This is a genomic window from Komagataeibacter sp. NFXK3 (genome assembly GCF_054182245.1).
Genome location: NZ_JAPIVJ010000008.1, coordinates 121,695 through 138,964 on the forward strand (window position 1 = coordinate 121,695; position 17,270 = coordinate 138,964).

The following is a 17,270-nucleotide window of genomic DNA, read 5'->3' on the forward strand; positions in this document are numbered from 1 at the left end:
ATTCTCCGCGCGTGAAGGCAGGCCGGCCGTGCATGGCACGGGCGGCCCTGAGTGACATGCGCGCATACCACATTCAGCCATCATGCAGGAAGCGCCCTTTTGTCAGGGCAGGGGCCTCAGCCTGAAACGCGCTCGATATGCGCGCCAACCTGCGCAAGCTTGCGCTCGACCGCCTCATAGCCACGGTCAAGGTGATAGACCCGGCTCAGGATCGTCTCGCCATGGGCGGCAAGCCCGGCCAGGATGAGCGAGAACGAGGCCCGCAGGTCGGTTGCCATGACCGGCGCGCCCGAGAGCGAATGCACGCCGCGGATGATGGCCGACGAGCCATGCACGTTGATGCGCGCGCCCATGCGGTTGAGCTCGGGCACATGCATGAAGCGGTTCTCGAAGATGGTCTCGGTCACCATCGACGCCCCTTCCGCCACCGAGAGCAGCGCCATGAACTGCGCCTGCATGTCGGTGGGAAAGCCGGGATAGGGCTCGGTCATGATATCGACCCCGCGTAGCGCCCCGGTACGCTGCACGCGCACGGCCCCGTCCTCCTGCACCATTTCCACGCCTGCTTCCTCCAGCGCGCGCACCACGGCGCCGAGATGCTCGACCTGGCCGCCCACAAGGCGCAGCTCGCCCCCGGTAATGGCGGCCGCACAGGCATAGGTGCCGCATTCGATGCGGTCGGGCATGACGCGGTAGCGCGCGCCATGCAGCCCGTCCACCCCGTCAATCACCAGCTTGCCGGTGCCGGTGCCGGTAATGCGGGCGCCCATGGCGTTGAGGCAGCCGACCAGATCGCCAATCTCGGGCTCGCGGGCCGCGTTGATGATCTCGGTGCGGCCCTTGGCAAGCGAGGCTGCCATGAGCAGGTTCTCGGTCGCTCCCACCGAGGCAAACGGCAGGATGACCCGCTCGCCCTTCAGCCCGTTCGGGGCCTCGGCATGGATGTAGCCGTTCTCGAGCGTGATCTTCGCGCCCAGCGTTTCCAGCGCCTTGAGGTGCAGGTCAACGGGGCGGGTGCCGATGGCGCAGCCGCCGGGCAGCGACACGCGGGCTTCGCCACAGCGCGCCAGCAGCGGGCCGAGCACCAGGATCGAGGCGCGCATCATGGAGACGATGTCGTACGGTGCTTCCGTATTGGTGATCTCGCCGCCGACCGAAAGCGTGCCGCCATCGCCGCTCACGTCTTCCACGTTCAGGCCATGCTGCTCGAGCAGGCGGCGCATGGTGCGGATATCGGCAATGCGGGGCACGTTTTCCAGCACCAGCTTTTCGGGCGTGAGCAGCCCCGCCACCAGCAGCTTGAGGGCGGAGTTCTTGGCCCCGCCAATAACGATGTCGCCACGCAGCGGGTGGCCGCCGTGGATGATGAAACGGTCCATAGGCTTGCGGTTCCTGCTTACATGCGCGGTGGGGCGACGCCGACCTGCCCCATGTATTTGCCCTTGCGGTCGGCGTAGCTGACCTCGCACGGGCTGGCCCCCTGAAAGAACAGGAACTGGCAGATGCCCTCATTGGCATAGATGCGCGCGGGCAGCGGCGTGGTGTTGCTGATCTCGATCGTGACCTGCCCTTCCCATTCCGGCTCCAGCGGGGTCACGTTGACGATGATGCCGCAGCGCGCATAGGTGGACTTGCCCAGGCACACCACCAGCGTATCGCGCGGTATGCGGAAATATTCGACCGTATGCGCCAGCACGAAGCTGTGGGGCGGAATGGTGCAGCAGTCGCCATGGCGGGTGACGAAGCTGTTCTCGGCAAAGTTCTTGGGGTCGACCACCGCGTTGTCCACGTCGGTGAAAATCTTGAATTCATTGGCGATGCGGGCATCGTAGCCATAGGAGGACAGACCGAAGGAAATCACGCCCTCACGGCTCTGTTTTTCCACGAAAGGCTCGATCATGCCGTGTTCCGTGGCCATGCGGCGAATCCACGTATCAGGCATTATGGGCATGGTGTCCGTTCCTCAGGCATGGATTGCGCGCAGGGCGTGCCCTGCAGCTTGCGCGACCACTAACGAAGTGATCGGCCAACCGCAACCGGCAAAATCACGCTTCGTTGCCGGATGTGTCCTGCGGCGCGGCCGCGGGCGGCGTGGTGCGCGCACGGCTCTGCTGCTTGCGCCGCCGCAGGTTGGCGCGCAGGGCTTCGGCCTCGCGCTCGAGGCGGGCAAGGCGGGCGGCTTCCGCCCGGTCGGTCAGGCGGGGGGTGTCGGGCCGGTCGGTCATGGCGGTGTTTCGTTCAGGGGCAGGGCCATCCGCCCCGGCACAGGGCGGATGGCGCGGGGCACTCAGGCCGTGGTTTCGGGCTCGGCGGCGCAGGCGGCAGGCGGGGCCACAGGCGCGACTTCACCGAGCTGCGTGGCATCCTGCGGGATGCCGCAGCGCGTGAGCAGCTCGCGCAGCGCCTTGACCACGGGGAAGATCTCGACATTGCGGTCGTAGCCAACCTCGTTCCAGGCCGCCTGCTCCAGTTCCACGATTTCCTTGTCTTCAAGGAAGATGCGGTTGGTGAACCAGCCCAGCGCGGGCCAGATCAGGTCGATCAGCAGCGGGGTCTGCGGGCGCAGGATGGACAGCAGCCCGAAGGACTGCGTAATGCGCTCGTCCTTGTCCACCGGCACGTAGGCCGTCCACAGGTCCATGATCAGGTCACCGTCCTTGTCGGTGATGCGCAGGGTCTGGTACGGGTATTCGGTGCGGATGGTCACCACTTCCTCAACGGGCTGTTCGCGGCCGTTGAGGTCCTTGTGCTTGCCAAAGATCAGGCGCTCGGCCAGGGGCTGCTGGCCTGCGCAGCGCATGAAGCTGTAGCGGGCCTCGATGAAGTCCTCGCCCTTGTCCTGGCCAAGGAAGCGCGCCTTGATCTGGCCCATCTGGCGGCGGTGCAGGAACTGATGGTTCATGTCCATCAGGTTCTCGTGCATGAAGGTGTAGTGGCAGTTCACGCGCGGGCTGAAATGCTTGGTCTTGTATTTGGGGTTGTCGGTCTGCGCGAGCTTGGGGAAAGGCGTGCTCTCGGCCTTGGCCGCATCACCGGGAAAGACGAAGATCAGCCCGCCCGCCTCGCGCACGGGGAAGGTGCGCACGCCGTTGGGCATCTTGCCCTTGCCCAGATAGGGCACGTCGATGCAGCGGCCCGAGCGGCCAAACGCCCAGCCATGATAGCAGCAGCGCACGGTCTGGCCATTGACGGTGCCCTTGCTCAGCGGCACCTGGCGGTGGGGGCAGCGGTCGAACAGGGCGAAGACGGTGCCTTCCTCGGGGCGGACGAGCACCATGGGAATGCCCGCGAAGCTTACGGCCAGCGTCTTGTTTTTGCGCAGGTCGGCCGACCACGCCACCGGATACCAGAAATCCGGGTTGGAATTGACCCGCCGCAGGTCGTGCTGGCCGGGCGTGGCGGCGGTGTCTGTCTGGACGGGGGAAATCTGGTTCATGTGGTGCAGTCCCGAAGTGTTCACGTTAAACGGCGGTCAGCGGGCATCCCCGTCCGCCAGGAATCAGAATGTGCATGGGTGAAGAATTTCAGCCGGGTTGTCGACCGTAAAACAGCCCCTTGCATATGGCCCATGCTCCGGGCTGGATGCTCGGCCACCGTTTTCGGGTGGCCATGAGGCAGATCAAGGCATTGTTGCACCGTATATGACATAATTACGGCGCAGTGCCCCTCAGCCCGCCTGGGGCAGGGCTTCCTCATCCCATTCCGCGCCGCCCATGGTGGCGTGATAGAATGTGTCCGCAAGCCGGGTGTGCAGGAGTTCATCATAAACGCACAGGGTCGCGTACTGCATGGCCTGGGTGGAATAATGCAGCAGCACGTTTTCGCGTGCACACACGGCCAGCTCCGCGCGTTCGTCTGCCGACAGCCCGGCCACGTGGCGGATGCACGCGGCCAGCGCCTGCGTGTCATCGGGGGGGAAGGCAAAGCCGGTCACGCCATTCTCCACCGTTTCCAGCGCCGCGCCATGGGCGGCCACGATCACGGGGCGGCCCATGGCCTGGGCCTCCACCACCACGCGGCCAAACGGCTCGGGCCTGCGTGAGGGCACCACGATCATGTCGGCCAGCATCATGGCGGCGGGCATGTCGGCACAGTGGCCGGCAAAGCGCAGGTGGGCTGCAATGCCGCTGCGCTCGGCCTGGGCCACGAGCGCGCGGCCTTCCTTCGCGTTGGCCTCGCCTACGAAAATGCACACCCAGTCGCGGCTGAAGCCTTCCGTGCGGGTGAGGTGGGCCAGCGCCTCGATCAGCACGGCATGGCCTTTCCACGCGGTCACGCGCGCGGGCAGCATGATGACCGTGGCCCCATCGGGGATCTGCCATAGCCCCAGCAGCTTCTGCACGCGGTTGCCGCGCACGTTATGCGGGTCGAAACGCAGCATGTCCGCCCCGCGCGGGATCAGGCGCAGGCGGTCGTCGCTCACCTTGTATTCATCGCGCAGGCGGGTGGCGATGTACTGGCTGATGGCAATGACCCGCGCGCCCGAGGCCAGCACGCTGTTATAGCGTTTCTTGCCCGGCAGGTTGGCCGCATGCACCCCATGCCACGTGGTGACCAGCGGCACGCCCGCCCGGCGGCATGCAAGCGACGCTGCCCAGGCAGGCGCGCGCGAGCGGGCATGCACCAGGTTGACGCCATGCTCGGCCATGACATGGCGCAGCCTGCTGGCATTGCGCATGATGGAGAAGGGGTTCTTGGCGCCCAGTTCGAGCGCGATGGGGGTTGCGCCGATATATTTCAGGCGTGGCACAAGGCGCCCGCCCGCACTGGCCACCAGCGCCGTGCCGCCAGCCTGTACGATGGCCTGAGCCATTTCGAGCGTGCCATGTTCTATCCCGCCGGATTCGAGCGCAGGCAGCACCTGCAGGATGACGGGTCGGTCAGTAACGGTTTGCATCACATTTCACCATACCACGAACGCAATGGAACTGCACGGTCTGTGGATCAATGGGGCTTTGGCCTTGACCTTGGCTGCAGGCAGGGCGACGAATGCGCTAATGAGATCTTCCGCCCAGCCATTCTTTTGCGCGCCTGCCGCATGGCGCAGGCCCGCCGCAAGGCCGGTGCCGGTGTTTTCCTGTTCCCGGCGCACGGGTTTCATGGCTTTTGGCCTCGTGCTGGCCGCGGGCCTTGCGTGCGGGCGCGTCCGGGCTGATGAACCGGCCCCGGCAAAGGAGGCACCGCCGCCCATCGGCACGCCCTCATCCACCGCGCCCGCTGCACCGCAGGGCTGGGATTTCAGCCACTGCACCGCCACCCTGGCCGATGACCCCGATGGCGCCCGCGATTATGCCGAGGACTGGCGCAGCCATGGCGGCGGCCTCGAGGCCGAGCAATGCGCCGCCCTGGCCCAGATGGAACTTGGCGATGTCGCCACCGCCGCCACGGCGCTCGACCGCCTGGCCCGCGTGCCCGACTGGCCGGCTGGCCCGCCCGCAGGCCGGCGCGGCGGCAGGGAGAGCGTGGCCGAAACACCCGCCTCCCGCCTGCGCCGCGCTAGCGTGGCGGAGGCGGCGGCCCGCGCCTGGCAGGCTGATGACAGCCCGAAACAGGCCTTTGACAGCGCCACCTATGGCCTGACACTGGCCCCTGATGATCCAGCGCTGAAGCTGGTCTATGCGCGGGTGGCGGTGGAGCTTGGCCAGCCCCAGCGCGCCATCGATATGCTTACGCCGCTGCCATCCACGCCTGCCGCGCGTGACGAGGCGCTGGTGGCGCGCGCGGGGGCGTGGCGCAAGCTCGGGCGCATCGATCAGGGCATGGCCGACATCAATGCCGCCCTGCATGACATGCCCCATAACGGTGCGGCCCTGCTCGAGCGTGGCATCCTGTACCAGCGCCAGGGCCAGATGGAACAGGCCCGCGCCGACTGGCTCGATGTCGTGAAGCAGGCCCCGGACTCGGATGAGGCCGACCTTGCCCGCCAGGACCTTGCCCTGCTGGAAACCGACCCCGAGGCACCCTGACCGATGGCCCGCATTCTTGTCATCCGCCTGGGGGCCCTGGGCGATTTCGTACAGTCCTTTGCCCCTTTCGCCGCCATCCGCGCCCATCATGCCCATGATGAGGTGGACCTGCTGACCCAGCCCCCCCTTGCCGAGCTCGGGCGTGCCTGCCCGTGGTTCGACCATGTGCTGCTCGACTACAGGCCGCCGTGGCGCGATATTGCCGCCATCATGGCGCTGCGGCGCATGCTGCGCGGGTATGACTTTATCTACGACCTCCAGACCTCGGGGCGCAGCACGCGCTATTTTCACCTCTCGGGGCACAGGGCGTGGTCGGGAATCGGGCGCGGCGCGCAGGCGGTTCATGACAACCCCCAGCGGCGCTTCATGCACACCCGCACGCGCCAGCGCGACCAGCTCAGGCGGGCGGGACTCGACCATCTGCCCGTGCCCGACCTGTCATGGCTGGCCCGTGGCGGTCCCGTGCTGCCATCGCCCTACGCGGTGCTCGTGCCCGGTGCTGCCGCCCACCGCCCGGCCAAGCGCTGGCCGGTGGAGCGATACGCCGCCCTTGCCGTGCGCCTGCACGCGCAGGGGCTGCTGCCCGTGATCGTGGGCGGGAAGGGCGAGACCGGGCTGGCCCGCACCATCCGCAACACCTGTCCCGATGCGGTGGACCTGACCGGGCGCACCACCTTGCTCGAACTCGGCGGCGTGCTGGCGCGCGCGGCCTGGGCCGTGGGCAATGATACCGGCCCCATGCACATGGCCGCAGCCCTTGGGGTGAAGTGTACCGTGTTGTTTTCCGCCGACAGCAACCCGGCACTCACCGCCCCGGTGGGGGGGCGGGCAGGGCAGGTGCAGGTGATTTATGTGCGTGATCTGGCCACCGTGCGCGTTGACAGGGTTGCGGCAACGCGCGCGTGACGCCATTACAGCGCAGTATCTTCTTACCGGAGCAATAAACCATGCCTGCCATAACCCTGCCTGACGGATCCGTTCGCCGCTTTGACGGGGCAGTGACGGGCACTACCGTGGCGCAGTCCATCGGCGCCGGTCTTGCGCGCGCCGCCCTTGCCATGGAAGTGGATGGCAAGCTCATGGATATCGGCCGCGAGATCGACCATGACGCCAGCCTGCGCTTCATCACGCGCAAGGACCCCGAGGCGCTGGAAATGATCCGCCACGACGCCGCCCACGTTCTGGCCGAGGCCGTGCAGTCGCTCTTTCCCGGTACGCAGGTCACCATCGGCCCGTCGATCGAGAATGGCTTCTATTACGATTTCTACCGCAACGAGCCGTTCAGCCCGGAGGATTTCGCCGCCATCGAAAAGCGCATGGGCGAGATCGTGGCCGCCAACGAGCCCTTCGTGCGCGAGGCCTGGCCGCGGGAAAAGGCCATCGAATTCTTCGAGAACAAGGGCGAGCGCTTCAAGGCCGAGCTGATCCGCGACCTGCCGGCGGATGAGGAAATCTCGATCTACCGCCAGGGCGAATGGCTGGACCTGTGCCGTGGCCCGCATTTGCGCGGCACGGCCGATGTGGGCCATGCCTTCAAGCTGATGAAGGTGGCGGGCGCCTACTGGCGCGGCGACCACCGCAACCCCATGCTCACGCGCATCTACGGCACCGCCTGGCGCGACCGCAAGGAGCTTGAGGCCCACCTGCACCAGCTTGAGGAAGCCGAGCGCCGCGACCACCGCCGCATTGGCCGCGAGATGGACCTGTTCCACATTCAGGAAGAAGCCGTGGGCCAGATCTTCTGGCACCCCAAGGGCTGGCGGCTGTACACCGTGCTGCAGGACTACATGCGCCGTGCGCAGGACGGCAACGGCTACCAGGAAGTCCGCACCCCCCAGCTCGTTGACCGCGCCCTGTGGGAGGCATCCGGCCACTGGGACAAATACCGCGAGCACATGTTCATCGCCACCGTGGAGGACGAGGACAAGACCCTCGCCCTCAAGCCGATGAACTGCCCGTGCCATGTGCAGATCTTCCGCCACGGGCTGCGCTCGTATCGTGAACTGCCGCTGCGCATGGCGGAATTTGGGGCCTGCCACCGTTATGAACCCTCGGGTGCGCTGCACGGCATCATGCGCGTGCGCGGCTTTACGCAGGATGACGCGCATATCTTCTGCACCGAGGACCAGATCGCCGATGAGACCGCGCGTTTCGTGCGGATGCTGGCCGATGTGTACCAGGACCTTGGCTTCGAGCATTTCCGGGTCAAATTCGCCGATCGCCCCGAGCAGCGCGCGGGCGATGACGCGACATGGGACCGTGCCGAGAACGCCCTGAAAGTGGCCTGCGACATGGCGGGCGTCACCTACGAGCACAATCCGGGCGAAGGGGCCTTCTATGGCCCCAAGCTGGAATTCGTGCTGCGTGATGCCATTGGCCGTGACTGGCAGTGCGGCACGCTGCAGGTCGATTACGTGCTGCCCGAGCGGCTCGATGCCTCCTATGTGGGCGAGGACAGCGCGCGCCATCGCCCTGTCATGCTGCACCGGGCCATCCTGGGCTCGTTCGAGCGATTCCTTGGCATCCTGATCGAGCAGCATGCCGGGCGCTTCCCGCTTTGGCTGGCGCCGACCCAGGTGGTCGTGGCCTCGATCGTGACCGATGCGGCCGATTATGCCCAGCACGTGACCGACAGCCTGCGGGCGGCGGGGCTGGTGGTGGAAGCCGACCTGCGCAACGAGAAGATCAACGCCAAGATTCGCGAGCACAGCCTGGCGCGCGTGCCGGTCATCCTGGTGGTGGGCCGCAAGGAGGCGGAGGAAAACACCGTGGCCATGCGCCGCCTTGGCGGCAAGACGCAGGAGGTGCTGCCGCTGGAAGAAGCGGTCTCGGCCCTTGCATATGAGGTCCTGCCACCCGATATCCGTCGCAAGCGCGGCTGATTATCCCTGTCCCGTGCCGGAACTGCATGGCTGTTTTCGCGGGCACGGGACAAGACAGTACTTGATCTGGGGCGCGTCTTTGCGTCACATATCTTTCCATAATGTAAGGTCATTCCTTGCCCGCGTGTTTTTTCGTGGCTTTGCCCACGGCGCGTAGGCAGCGGGAATGGCCTTGCCTGCCGTTTGAATGCAACAGTTACAGGAGCTGACCATAGCCAGACCCCCGATGCCCACTCCGCCAAATCGAGAGGGCCCCCGCGTCAATGAAGAGATCCGCGTGCCGCAGGTGCGTCTGATCGATGAAGAGGGCGAGATGCTCGGCATCATGTCCACGCGTGATGCGCTGGCACGCGCCTATGCCGCCGGTCTTGACCTGCTTGAAATCAGCCCGAACGCCGAGCCGCCGGTGGCCAAGGTGCTCGATTACGGCAAGTTCAAATACGAGCAGCAGAAGAAGCGCAACGAAGCGCGCAAGAAGCAGAAAGTCATTGAAATCAAGGAAGTCAAGGTTCGCCCGAACATTGATGAAAATGACTATCAGGTGAAAATGCGCGCGATGAAGACCTTCATCGGCGAGGGCGACAAGGTGAAGGTGACCCTTCGCTTCCGTGGCCGCGAAATGGCGCATCAGGATCTGGGTGTGAAGGTTCTCGAACGTATCCGCGCCGAGATGGATGAACTGGCCAAGGTTGAGCATATGCCCAAGCTTGAAAACCGCCAGATGATCATGGTGCTGGCACCGCGTTGATCCCCCTTCAGGGGTGCAGGACGCAAAAGCCCGGAGGGATCACCCTCCGGGCTTTTTTTTATGGATAAAAGCTTCAGAAGAATGCCGCCTTCTTGAAAAAAGGGCGGCACCCAAAACTTTTCAGGGCTTCAGGATCACCGTCGCCCGCACTGTCGCGGTGACATCCTGCTGGCCGGTGGGGGCTTCGGGGGCGGCTGCATCGGCCGGGACCATGCGGGCCATCATCATCATGGGCATGGGGCGGGGGAAGTTCTGCTCCTCCAGCGCGACCGAACGGATGGAGGCCACCCTGAGCTTCAGCGTCGCCGCCGCCGCCTGCGCGCGGGCCTGCATGTCTTCCAGCGCCAGCGTTTCGGCCTTGCGGGTCAGTTCCGCGCGCCTGGTGCGTGAAAGCGACCAGTCCAGCCGGGTCAGCGCCAGGTTCTCGGCCTGGATGCGGCCCACGAGCGGCAGCAGCACCTTGCCGTCGGCTGCCGTCAGGCGCAGGCCCTGCCGTGCCACCCATTGCGGCTTGCGGTTCTGGTGCACATCGCCTTCATCATGATGCACGAAATAGGATTCGGCATTGATCACCAGCCCGTCCGTATGGGCAGTGGCGGCGATGGCCTTGCTGATGAGCGCATTGAGCTGCGCCTGGGCAGCGGCGGCGGTATCGGCCTGCGCCTCGGCGGTGAAGGTGGCGGTCAGTTCATCAGGCGGGGCCTGCACGGTGCCGGAGGCACTCAGTTCGAGCTCGGTGCCATCGGGACGGGTGGAGTCGGAGGTCTGGGCCATGCCTGCTGCCGGGTGCAGCCCTGCCACCGCGAGCAGGCCGCACAGCGCCACCCTCTGGCTGGCGCGGGCGGGAAATGAAAAACGCGATCTGATCATGAATGCGTGGTCTCCTTGAGTTCAACCAACGCGCGACGCAGCCGTACGATGCCCGAGCGGATATGCCCCTCGCGGCACATGTCAGCGCCCTGCATGCGCAGGCTGTCCACATCCTGCGGCAGGGCGGGGCCATAGGCATCGATGATGTTGAGCAGCCGGGTGCAATAGGCCTTGGTGTCGCTGGTAATGATCACCGGCTTGTCGCTTCCGCCATCACGCGCGGTCATGATCTGGGGCGTGCCCTCCGGCGGCGCGATCGGCGCGGGTGCTGCGCCGCACAGACAGAAACTCATCACGACGATGGCGGGCGTCACGGAGGATTGCAGGCTCATCGTGTTACTCTACGCTACTGTTCGTGTCGTGCTGATGGGGTAAAGGTGACGTTTGAGTCATGTCTGGTATGTGCGTCGATGAGGACGGGTCCTCCTCCGCTTTGGCCAGGGCGCTCGCGGCCACGGGCAGGGCGAGTGAAACCGTAAGCCCCGGCGCATGTGAGGAGAGATGCATCTGCCCCCCATGCAGCTGCACGATGGCCCTTACCATGGAAAGCCCCAGCCCCGAGCCGGGCGTGTGGCGGGCCTTCTCCGCGCGGAAGAAGCGCTCGGTCGCGCGCGCCATGTCCGCCTCGCTCATGCCGATGCCCTCGTCACTGACCGAAAGGTCGAGCATGCCCTCGCCCGTGGGGCCGGCCAGGCGCCCCGGCGCGCTCTCGCGCAACTGCGCGCGCACGAAGACCGTGCCGCCGGGGGGCGAGAACTTGATGGCGTTATCAAGCATGTTGGCCACCGCCTGCTGCACCAGAGAGCGGTCGCCGTAAAAGAACAGGCGGGCGGGCAGGTCGAGTGCGAGGGCAATGCCATGCTCCTCGGCCACGGCTTCATACAGGTCGGCCACGTCGCGCAGCACGGGCACGAGGTCAAAGGTCATGAACGCCGAGCGGCGCGCGCCGGCCTCGATCTGGGCAATGCGCAGCAGGGCCTCGAACACGGCGGTCACGTTATCAAGGTCGCCCACCGCGCGCTCGATCGCGCCACGCAGTTCATCGGGCGTGCTGGCATGGAGGGCGGCATCTTCAAGCTGGGTGCGGGCGCGGGCGATGGGGGTGCGCAAGTCATGGGCAATGGCGTTTGACACCTGCCGCACGCCATCCATCAGGCGCACGATCCGGTCGAGCATTTCATTGATGGCCTCGGCCACCTGGTCCATCTCGTCGCCATTGCCGACTAGCGGCATGCGGCGGCTCAGGTCGCCATGCGCAATGGCGGAGGTGGTGCGCGCCACGGTCTTGACCATGCGGCGGAAGATGCGGTGCACCAGCACCGCCCCACTTATGGCCAGCAGCGTGACCATGACCCACGCCCAGAGCAGCGAATCGGTCAGCAGGTGGCGCAGGATGCCGCGCGCGCGCACATCGCGCCCCACCAGCAGGCGGTAGCCGCTGTCCAGCTGGCCTTCGGTATGGGTCTGCGCCGTGCCGGGCAGGTTATAGCCATGGAGCTGGGCCATGCCGCGCAGCCCGGCGCGGGTATCGGGCAGGTTGTACCACCGGTCGGTATGCTCCACCCGGGCGGGCCAGGCGGAGACGTTGCCGGTCAGGTAATTGCCCTGCGGGTCAATGACCAGGTAGATCGCGTCATCATCAAGGTTCTGTTCAAGCCGGTCCTCGATGGTCAGGGCCAGCGTGGGCAGGCCGCCCATCATCCAGCGCTCGGCCAGGCCGCGTGCATCGGCGTTGATGGCGGTTTCCACCTGGCGCTCAAGGAACCCGATCGTGCCCCACCACATGAACGACATGAACAGGATGGAAGACAGCGCGAACATCGTGCCATAGGCCAGCGAAAAGCGCAGGCTGGCCGACCGCCACGCCCGCCAGCGCGAGCGGCGCGGCAGGGTGGGGGTGGAAAAGGCGGGCGTTGTCATGGCCACCCGTGAAGGGGGCATCCATGCAGGCCCCCCCCATGCAGGTGCCACCGGGCATGGGCCGGGCTGCCCTGCGCCTGAGAGGGCGCGCGGCTGCCCCCGTGGTGTGGAAGGTGCGGCCTGTTACTCGGCACGCAGCATGTACCCCGCATTGCGGATGGTATGGATGAGGGGGGTGCCGAAGGGCTTGTCCACCTTCTGGCGCAGGCGCGAGACATGCACGTCGATCACGTTGGTCTGCGGGTCGAAATGGTAGTCCCACACGCCCTCGAGCAGCATGGTGCGGGTCACGACCTGGCCTGCGTGGCGGGCGAGATATTCCAAAAGGCGGAATTCACGCGGCTGGAGGTCGATCTTCTGCCCCGCCCGGCGCACCGTGCGCGAGAGCAGGTCGATCTCGAGGTCGGCCACTTCCAGCTTGGTCTGGGGCGCGGTCTCGGTGCGCCCCCGGCGGCCAAGGGCCTCGACGCGGGCCAGCAGCTCGCTGAAGGCGAACGGCTTGGTCACATAGTCATCGCCGCCCGCCTTGAGGCCCTGCACGCGGTCATCCACATCGGCCAGCGCCGAGAGCAGCAGCACGGGGGTGGTGTTGTTCTGCGCGCGGATGGTCTCGAGCAGGCGCACGCCATCAATGCCGCCGGGCAGCATGCGATCGAGTATGATCAGGTCGAACTTTTCGCTCACGGCCATGAACAGGCCGTCCTTGCCGTTATCGGTCATTTCGACCAGGTGGCCTGCCTCCTTCAGGCCCTTGGCCACGAAGGAGCGGACGGTGGGGTCATCTTCAACAACAAGAATATGCAAAACGGCCTCGTGTCGGTTGGGGCGGGGTCGGTCAGTCGTCCATGTCTTCGTCGGGGCGGTGGCCCACGCAGGCCTCCAGGCTCATGGTATCGTGGCGGCGGCGGATGTGCAGTGTTACGGTAGAGGCAGGCCGCTTCGCCGCGATCGAGCGGATCAGCATGCGCGCGGTGTCGATCGGCTCGTCATTTACCGCCGTAATGACATCGCCAATACGCAGGTGCGCCTTCATGGCCGGGCCGTCGCGGTCTATCCCCACGATCTGCACGCCGCCATGACCCGCGCCGTCGGCCAGTGTAACACCAAGCCAGCCACGGTCTATATGCCCGTTATGGCGCAGTTCTTCCACAATCGGGGCCACGATCTCCGATGGCAGGCCAAAGCCGATGCCCACCGAGCCGCCGGTGGGCGAGACGATGGCCGTGTTCACCGCCACCACCTGCCCGCCCAGATTGAAGGACGGCCCGCCGGAATTGCCGGGATTGATGGGCGCGTCGATCTGGAAAAAATCATCGAAGGGGCTGGTGCCGATATCACGCCCCCGCGCCGATACGATGCCCGCGGTCACACTCGAGCCCAGCCCGAACGGGTTGCCCGCCGCCATGATCCAGTCACCGATATTGACCAGCCTGCTGTCGCCCCACGGCACGAAGGGCATGGGATGGGCGGCATGGATCTGGATCACCGCGATATCGGTCAGGTCGTCGCTGCCCACCAGGCGGGCGGGGAACTCGGTGCCATCGGAGAGCGAGACGGTAATCTGGTCAGCGCCGCCCACCACATGCGCGTTGGTCACGATCACGCCGCCGGGGTCGATCAGGAAGCCCGAGCCCGCGCCCAGCATTTCCTCGCCATGGGCGCGCATGCGTTCGCGGAACTTATGCTCGAACGGCGTGCCCTTCACGCTTGGTGGCAGGGGCTGGCGGGTTGCGGCCTGGTGGCTGTCCTGCGCCTGCGATACGGCGATGTTCACCACGGCGGGGCCAACCTGGCGCACCAGGGGGGCGAAGGTGAGCGGCCCGGTCTGCACCACCGGCGGCACGGGGGGCGCGAATAGCGAGGGATTGGCGGCCACGGCGGGTGCCGGTGCCGCCACGTCCTGCGCAAGCGCCTCCGTTCCCGCGCCGGTCATGCCCAGCAGCAGGACCGGGAACAGGCGTGAAGCCGGACGGGCCGTGGCGATCCATGTCATGCCGGTGGGTGGAGGAATGCGTTCATGATGACGCATGTTATCCGAAAAAAGCGGCAATGCCATGTCTGCATGGCATGGTAGGTGCAGATGCATGCGTTTTTCGGGGCTGTCTGCGAAGACCGCACCCCACGGGCTGAAAACCACAAGGCGTCCGGGGTGAAGATTTTTTTAAAAAGCTTTGAAACGATACTGCTTTCTTGGGGAAAGGCGGCAGCTGGAATCTTTTATTATTTTAATCTGGTTCCTACGTTCCCCGGCGCGGGCGTGGCGGCGGAGGGCTGGCTGTTGCCGGGTTCTCGGGCCAGTCGTGGCGGGGGTAGCGCCCGCGCATGTCGCGCCGCATGTCCGCCCATGACCCGGCCCAGAACCCGGCAAGGTCCGCCGTGATCGCCTGCGGCCTGCCCGCGGGTGAAAGCAGGGCGATGCGCAGGTCGAGCCTGCCATCGGCCAGGCGCGGGGTCTGGGTCACGCCATAGAAGGTCTGGGCGCGCGCGGCGGCAACCGGCACGGGTTGCAGGTAGTCGATCGCGGCGCGCCCGCCGGGCAGGTCAAGATGGGTGGGCAGCATGCGGTCCAGCCATTTCAGGCTGGCATGGTCCATGGTGGCGCGCAGCATGGCCAGCAGGTCCATCTCCGCCAGGGCGGACAGGCGGTTGACCCCGGCAAGCCACGGGGCAAGCCATGTTTCGGTGGTGGTGGCGAGTGCTGCATCCGACAGGTCAGGCAGGTCGGGGCGGTCAAGCTGCGTGCGGGCGGTCTCCACCCGCGCCTGAAGCTGGCGGCACGCATCGGACCATGTGAGCGTGGCGGCAAGGTTCTGCGCTGCCTGCGCGCACAGCAGGGCGCAGACCTCATCGGCGCTGGCGGTGACCGTGCGGTCGCGCAGCACGAGGGTGCCCAGCCGCAGCCTGCGCCGCGCCATTACGCTGCCCGTGGTGGTGTCGAGCGTGGTTTCCACCTGTTCCTTCGCACGCGCCAGCAGGATTTGCGGCAGGTTGTCGCGCTCCAGCGGGGCGGCAAGGCAGATCTCGGCGGCCTTGCGCACATGCATGCCCGCCACCGCCAGCAGGGTGCTGCGCGCCAGTTCGTCAGTCTTGGCAAGCCGTGCGCTGCCACCGCCCGCCAGCCGGAAGGAGCCGACATCACCCCGCGCCTGCGCCACCCGGTCGGGGAAGGCGGCGGCAATCAGGGCGGCAGGATCGCCCGCCGCCTCGATGTCGCGGCCCAGCCCCAGCCGCCTGCGATACTGCCGGGCGGCGTGGCGGATGCGCGAGAGAGCCGCGCGGTCGGCATCGGGGTGGTCGCCGCCCGCGATCAGGTCCAGGCGCAGGCGGATATCGGCAGGCGCTGCGGGTGGCGCACCCCGGCTGCCACCTGCGGGGCGACGCGGGCGCAGCGGGTCGCGTTCCTCCAGCAGGGCGGCGATATCGGCGGCCATGGCGCGTTCGGCGGGCGTGCGGGCGGCCAGCATCATCGCGGCCAGGCGGGGGTGCGCGCCAAGGGCCGCCATGCGCGTGCCCTCGGCCGTGATCCGGCCCGCCTCATCAAGCGCGCCAAGGGCTTCAAGCAGGGTGCGCCCGGCCTCGAACGCGCCATTGGGGGGCGTATCGGGAAAGGGCAGGTCAGCGGGCGCGGTGCCCATGGCCTCCTGCCAGGCAGCGGCATCAAGCCGCAGGCCGGTCAGTTCGGCCTCCATCATTTCCGGCTGGTCATGCGGCGGCATGGCGCGGGTGGTCATTTCCGTCCACAACCTTATGGCGATGCCGGGCGCCACGCGGCCCGCACGGCCCGCGCGCTGCCGGGCGGCCGCGCGCGAGATGCGCACCGTATCGAGTCGCGTCAGCCCCGTGCCCACGTCCAGCCGGGGCACGCGGCGGAACCCGCCATCAACCACAATGCGCACGCCCGGCACGGTGAGCGAGGTCTCGGCAATGGAGGTGGACAGGATCACCCGCCTGCGCCCGGCGGGGTGGGGCGTAAGCGCCAGGTCCTGCTCGGCGGGGGGGAGTTCGCCATAAAGCGGCAGCACATCGGCATCGATGCCCGCAAGGGCCGTGCGTGCGCGGTGGATCTCGGCCACGCCGGGCAGGAAGGCCAGCACGTCGCCTTCATCCTGCGCAATGGCGGTGCGGATGGCTGCGGCCATGGCATCGGGCAGGTCGCGGCGGTGCACGAGGTCGCGCGTGGCGTGGCGGATTTCCACAGGGAACATCCGGCCTTCGCTTTCCACCAGTCCGGCGTTCATGCGTTTTGCCAGCGCCGCGCCATCCATGGTGGCGGACATGGCCACCAGCTTCAGTTCCGGCCGCAGGCTGCGCTGCAGGTCTAGGCAGAATGCAAGGGCTGCATCGGCATCGACCGAGCGTTCATGGATTTCATCAAAGATCACGCAGGCCACGCCATCAAGCGTGGGGTCGGACAGCAGGCGGCGCACCAGCAGCCCCTCGGTTATCACCTCAATGCGGGTGCGCTCCGAGGTCGCGCCATCAAGCCGGGTGCGGTAGCCCACCAGCCCGCCAACCGGCTCACCCACCAGTTCCGCCATGCGGGTGGCCGCCGCCCGCGTGGCCAGCCTGCGCGGCTCGAGCATGAGGATGCGCCCCTCGCCACGCCATGGCGCATCAAGCAGGGCTAGCGGCACCAGCGTGGTCTTGCCCGCACCCGGCGGGGCGACCAGAACGGCATTGGATGCGTGCGCCAGCGCGGCCTGAAGGGCGGGCAGGGCATCGGCTACGGGCAGGGCGGCAGCGTTCTGGGCTACAAGCGCATGCAGCCGGTTTTGCAAGGTCGGGTCGAAAGCCATATCTTCATCTTATGGCGTCGGGCATGGTGGCGGGGCAATCCTTGCCGTGCCGTGTGGCTGCGTTTTTCCTTATCCCCTGTTTTCTGGT

At 66.7% G+C, this 17,270-nt stretch carries 16 protein-coding genes; 4 read left to right on the top strand and 12 right to left on the bottom strand.

From position 1 onward, the window contains the following. Nucleotides 1-116: 116 nt before the first annotated feature. The 6 genes from murA to OQZ28_RS10405 form a co-directional block, all read right to left on the bottom strand. Nucleotides 117-1,379, bottom strand: a complete 1,263-nt coding sequence (gene murA, locus OQZ28_RS10380; RefSeq protein WP_130730658.1) for a UDP-N-acetylglucosamine 1-carboxyvinyltransferase — start codon at nucleotides 1,377-1,379, stop codon at nucleotides 117-119. Nucleotides 1,380-1,396: 17 nt separating this feature from the next. After that, nucleotides 1,397-1,951 carry a dCTP deaminase gene (dcd, locus tag OQZ28_RS10385; protein ID WP_061273403.1) on the bottom strand — a complete coding sequence of 185 codons (555 nt, stop codon included), beginning with the start codon at nucleotides 1,949-1,951 and terminating at the stop codon, nucleotides 1,397-1,399. Between the two features lie 94 nt (nucleotides 1,952-2,045). Further along, nucleotides 2,046-2,225 carry a hypothetical protein gene (locus tag OQZ28_RS10390; protein WP_130730657.1) on the bottom strand — a complete coding sequence of 60 codons (180 nt, stop codon included), beginning with the start codon at nucleotides 2,223-2,225 and terminating at the stop codon, nucleotides 2,046-2,048. 62 nt (nucleotides 2,226-2,287) lie between these two features. Beyond that, nucleotides 2,288-3,436, bottom strand: a complete 1,149-nt coding sequence (locus tag OQZ28_RS10395; RefSeq protein WP_458136048.1) for a Rieske 2Fe-2S domain-containing protein — start codon at nucleotides 3,434-3,436, stop codon at nucleotides 2,288-2,290. A gap of 231 nt (nucleotides 3,437-3,667) precedes the next feature. Continuing rightward, complete coding sequence (locus tag OQZ28_RS10400; protein WP_458136049.1) at nucleotides 3,668-4,897, bottom strand: glycosyltransferase family 4 protein; 1,230 nt, start codon at nucleotides 4,895-4,897, stop codon at nucleotides 3,668-3,670. A 6-nt stretch (nucleotides 4,898-4,903) separates the two neighbouring features. After that, nucleotides 4,904-5,101 (bottom strand): hypothetical protein, encoded by a 198-nt coding sequence (locus tag OQZ28_RS10405; protein WP_130730654.1) that lies wholly within the window; start codon nucleotides 5,099-5,101, stop codon nucleotides 4,904-4,906. Between OQZ28_RS10405 and OQZ28_RS10410 the strand changes: the two genes are divergently transcribed. The 4 genes from OQZ28_RS10410 (at nucleotide 5,100) to infC (ending at nucleotide 9,596) form a co-directional block, all read left to right on the top strand. Beyond that, entirely contained in the window at nucleotides 5,100-5,966 is an 867-nt protein-coding gene (locus OQZ28_RS10410; protein WP_130730653.1) for a tetratricopeptide repeat protein, read from the top strand. The two genes, OQZ28_RS10405 and OQZ28_RS10410, sit on opposite strands and share 2 nt — an antisense overlap. 3 nt (nucleotides 5,967-5,969) lie before the next feature. Continuing rightward, entirely contained in the window at nucleotides 5,970-6,872 is a 903-nt protein-coding gene (locus OQZ28_RS10415; RefSeq protein WP_458136050.1) for a glycosyltransferase family 9 protein, read from the top strand. Nucleotides 6,873-6,913: 41 nt separating this feature from the next. Continuing rightward, nucleotides 6,914-8,848, top strand: a complete 1,935-nt coding sequence (gene thrS / locus OQZ28_RS10420; RefSeq protein ID WP_458136051.1) for a threonine--tRNA ligase — start codon at nucleotides 6,914-6,916, stop codon at nucleotides 8,846-8,848. Nucleotides 8,849-9,074: 226 nt separating this feature from the next. Further along, the gene (gene infC / locus OQZ28_RS10425; RefSeq protein ID WP_061273391.1) at nucleotides 9,075-9,596 is read left to right on the top strand and encodes a translation initiation factor IF-3; all 522 of its coding nucleotides are present in this window, start codon (nucleotides 9,075-9,077) and stop codon (nucleotides 9,594-9,596) included. Between the two features lie 120 nt (nucleotides 9,597-9,716). Here infC and OQZ28_RS10430 read toward each other — a convergent pair whose 3' ends face one another. From OQZ28_RS10430 to hrpB, 6 genes are all read right to left on the bottom strand, one after another. Then, nucleotides 9,717-10,466 carry an SIMPL domain-containing protein gene (locus tag OQZ28_RS10430; RefSeq protein WP_458136052.1) on the bottom strand — a complete coding sequence of 250 codons (750 nt, stop codon included), beginning with the start codon at nucleotides 10,464-10,466 and terminating at the stop codon, nucleotides 9,717-9,719. Continuing rightward, nucleotides 10,463-10,798: a hypothetical protein gene (locus tag OQZ28_RS10435; protein ID WP_130730649.1), complete on the bottom strand. Its 336-nt coding sequence runs from the start codon at nucleotides 10,796-10,798 to the stop codon at nucleotides 10,463-10,465. The genes OQZ28_RS10430 and OQZ28_RS10435 overlap by 4 nt, the downstream gene beginning before the upstream one ends. A gap of 4 nt (nucleotides 10,799-10,802) precedes the next feature. Continuing rightward, nucleotides 10,803-12,407 (bottom strand): sensor histidine kinase, encoded by a 1,605-nt coding sequence (locus OQZ28_RS10440; protein WP_458136053.1) that lies wholly within the window; start codon nucleotides 12,405-12,407, stop codon nucleotides 10,803-10,805. Between the two features lie 102 nt (nucleotides 12,408-12,509). Next, nucleotides 12,510-13,190 (bottom strand): response regulator transcription factor, encoded by a 681-nt coding sequence (locus OQZ28_RS10445; protein ID WP_130730648.1) that lies wholly within the window; start codon nucleotides 13,188-13,190, stop codon nucleotides 12,510-12,512. A 31-nt stretch (nucleotides 13,191-13,221) separates the two neighbouring features. Then, a complete protein-coding gene (locus OQZ28_RS10450; protein ID WP_130730647.1) occupies nucleotides 13,222-14,442 on the bottom strand; it encodes a S1C family serine protease in 1,221 nt (406 codons plus the stop codon). A gap of 181 nt (nucleotides 14,443-14,623) precedes the next feature. Beyond that, the gene (gene hrpB, locus OQZ28_RS10455) at nucleotides 14,624-17,182 is read right to left on the bottom strand and encodes an ATP-dependent helicase HrpB (RefSeq protein ID WP_458136054.1); all 2,559 of its coding nucleotides are present in this window, start codon (nucleotides 17,180-17,182) and stop codon (nucleotides 14,624-14,626) included. Nucleotides 17,183-17,270 lie beyond the last annotated feature (88 nt).

Bases quoted from the DNA above. Each gene is read 5' to 3' on its own strand.
- murA (WP_130730658.1), bottom strand. From the start codon at position 1,379: ATGGACCGTTTCATCATCCACGGCGGCCACCCGCTGCGTGGCGACATC.
- dcd (WP_061273403.1), bottom strand. From the start codon at position 1,951: ATGCCCATAATGCCTGATACGTGGATTCGCCGCATGGCCACGGAACAC.
- OQZ28_RS10390 (WP_130730657.1), bottom strand. From the start codon at position 2,225: ATGACCGACCGGCCCGACACCCCCCGCCTGACCGACCGGGCGGAAGCC.
- OQZ28_RS10395 (WP_458136048.1), bottom strand. From the start codon at position 3,436: ATGAACCAGATTTCCCCCGTCCAGACAGACACCGCCGCCACGCCCGGC.
- OQZ28_RS10400 (WP_458136049.1), bottom strand. From the start codon at position 4,897: ATGCAAACCGTTACTGACCGACCCGTCATCCTGCAGGTGCTGCCTGCG.
- OQZ28_RS10410 (WP_130730653.1), top strand. From the start codon at position 5,100: ATGGCTTTTGGCCTCGTGCTGGCCGCGGGCCTTGCGTGCGGGCGCGTC.
- OQZ28_RS10405 (WP_130730654.1), bottom strand. From the start codon at position 5,101: ATGAAACCCGTGCGCCGGGAACAGGAAAACACCGGCACCGGCCTTGCG.
- OQZ28_RS10415 (WP_458136050.1), top strand. From the start codon at position 5,970: ATGGCCCGCATTCTTGTCATCCGCCTGGGGGCCCTGGGCGATTTCGTA.
- thrS (WP_458136051.1), top strand. From the start codon at position 6,914: ATGCCTGCCATAACCCTGCCTGACGGATCCGTTCGCCGCTTTGACGGG.
- infC (WP_061273391.1), top strand. From the start codon at position 9,075: ATGCCCACTCCGCCAAATCGAGAGGGCCCCCGCGTCAATGAAGAGATC.
- OQZ28_RS10430 (WP_458136052.1), bottom strand. From the start codon at position 10,466: ATGATCAGATCGCGTTTTTCATTTCCCGCCCGCGCCAGCCAGAGGGTG.
- OQZ28_RS10435 (WP_130730649.1), bottom strand. From the start codon at position 10,798: ATGAGCCTGCAATCCTCCGTGACGCCCGCCATCGTCGTGATGAGTTTC.
- OQZ28_RS10440 (WP_458136053.1), bottom strand. From the start codon at position 12,407: ATGCCCCCTTCACGGGTGGCCATGACAACGCCCGCCTTTTCCACCCCC.
- OQZ28_RS10450 (WP_130730647.1), bottom strand. From the start codon at position 14,442: ATGGCATTGCCGCTTTTTTCGGATAACATGCGTCATCATGAACGCATT.
- hrpB (WP_458136054.1), bottom strand. From the start codon at position 17,182: ATGGCTTTCGACCCGACCTTGCAAAACCGGCTGCATGCGCTTGTAGCC.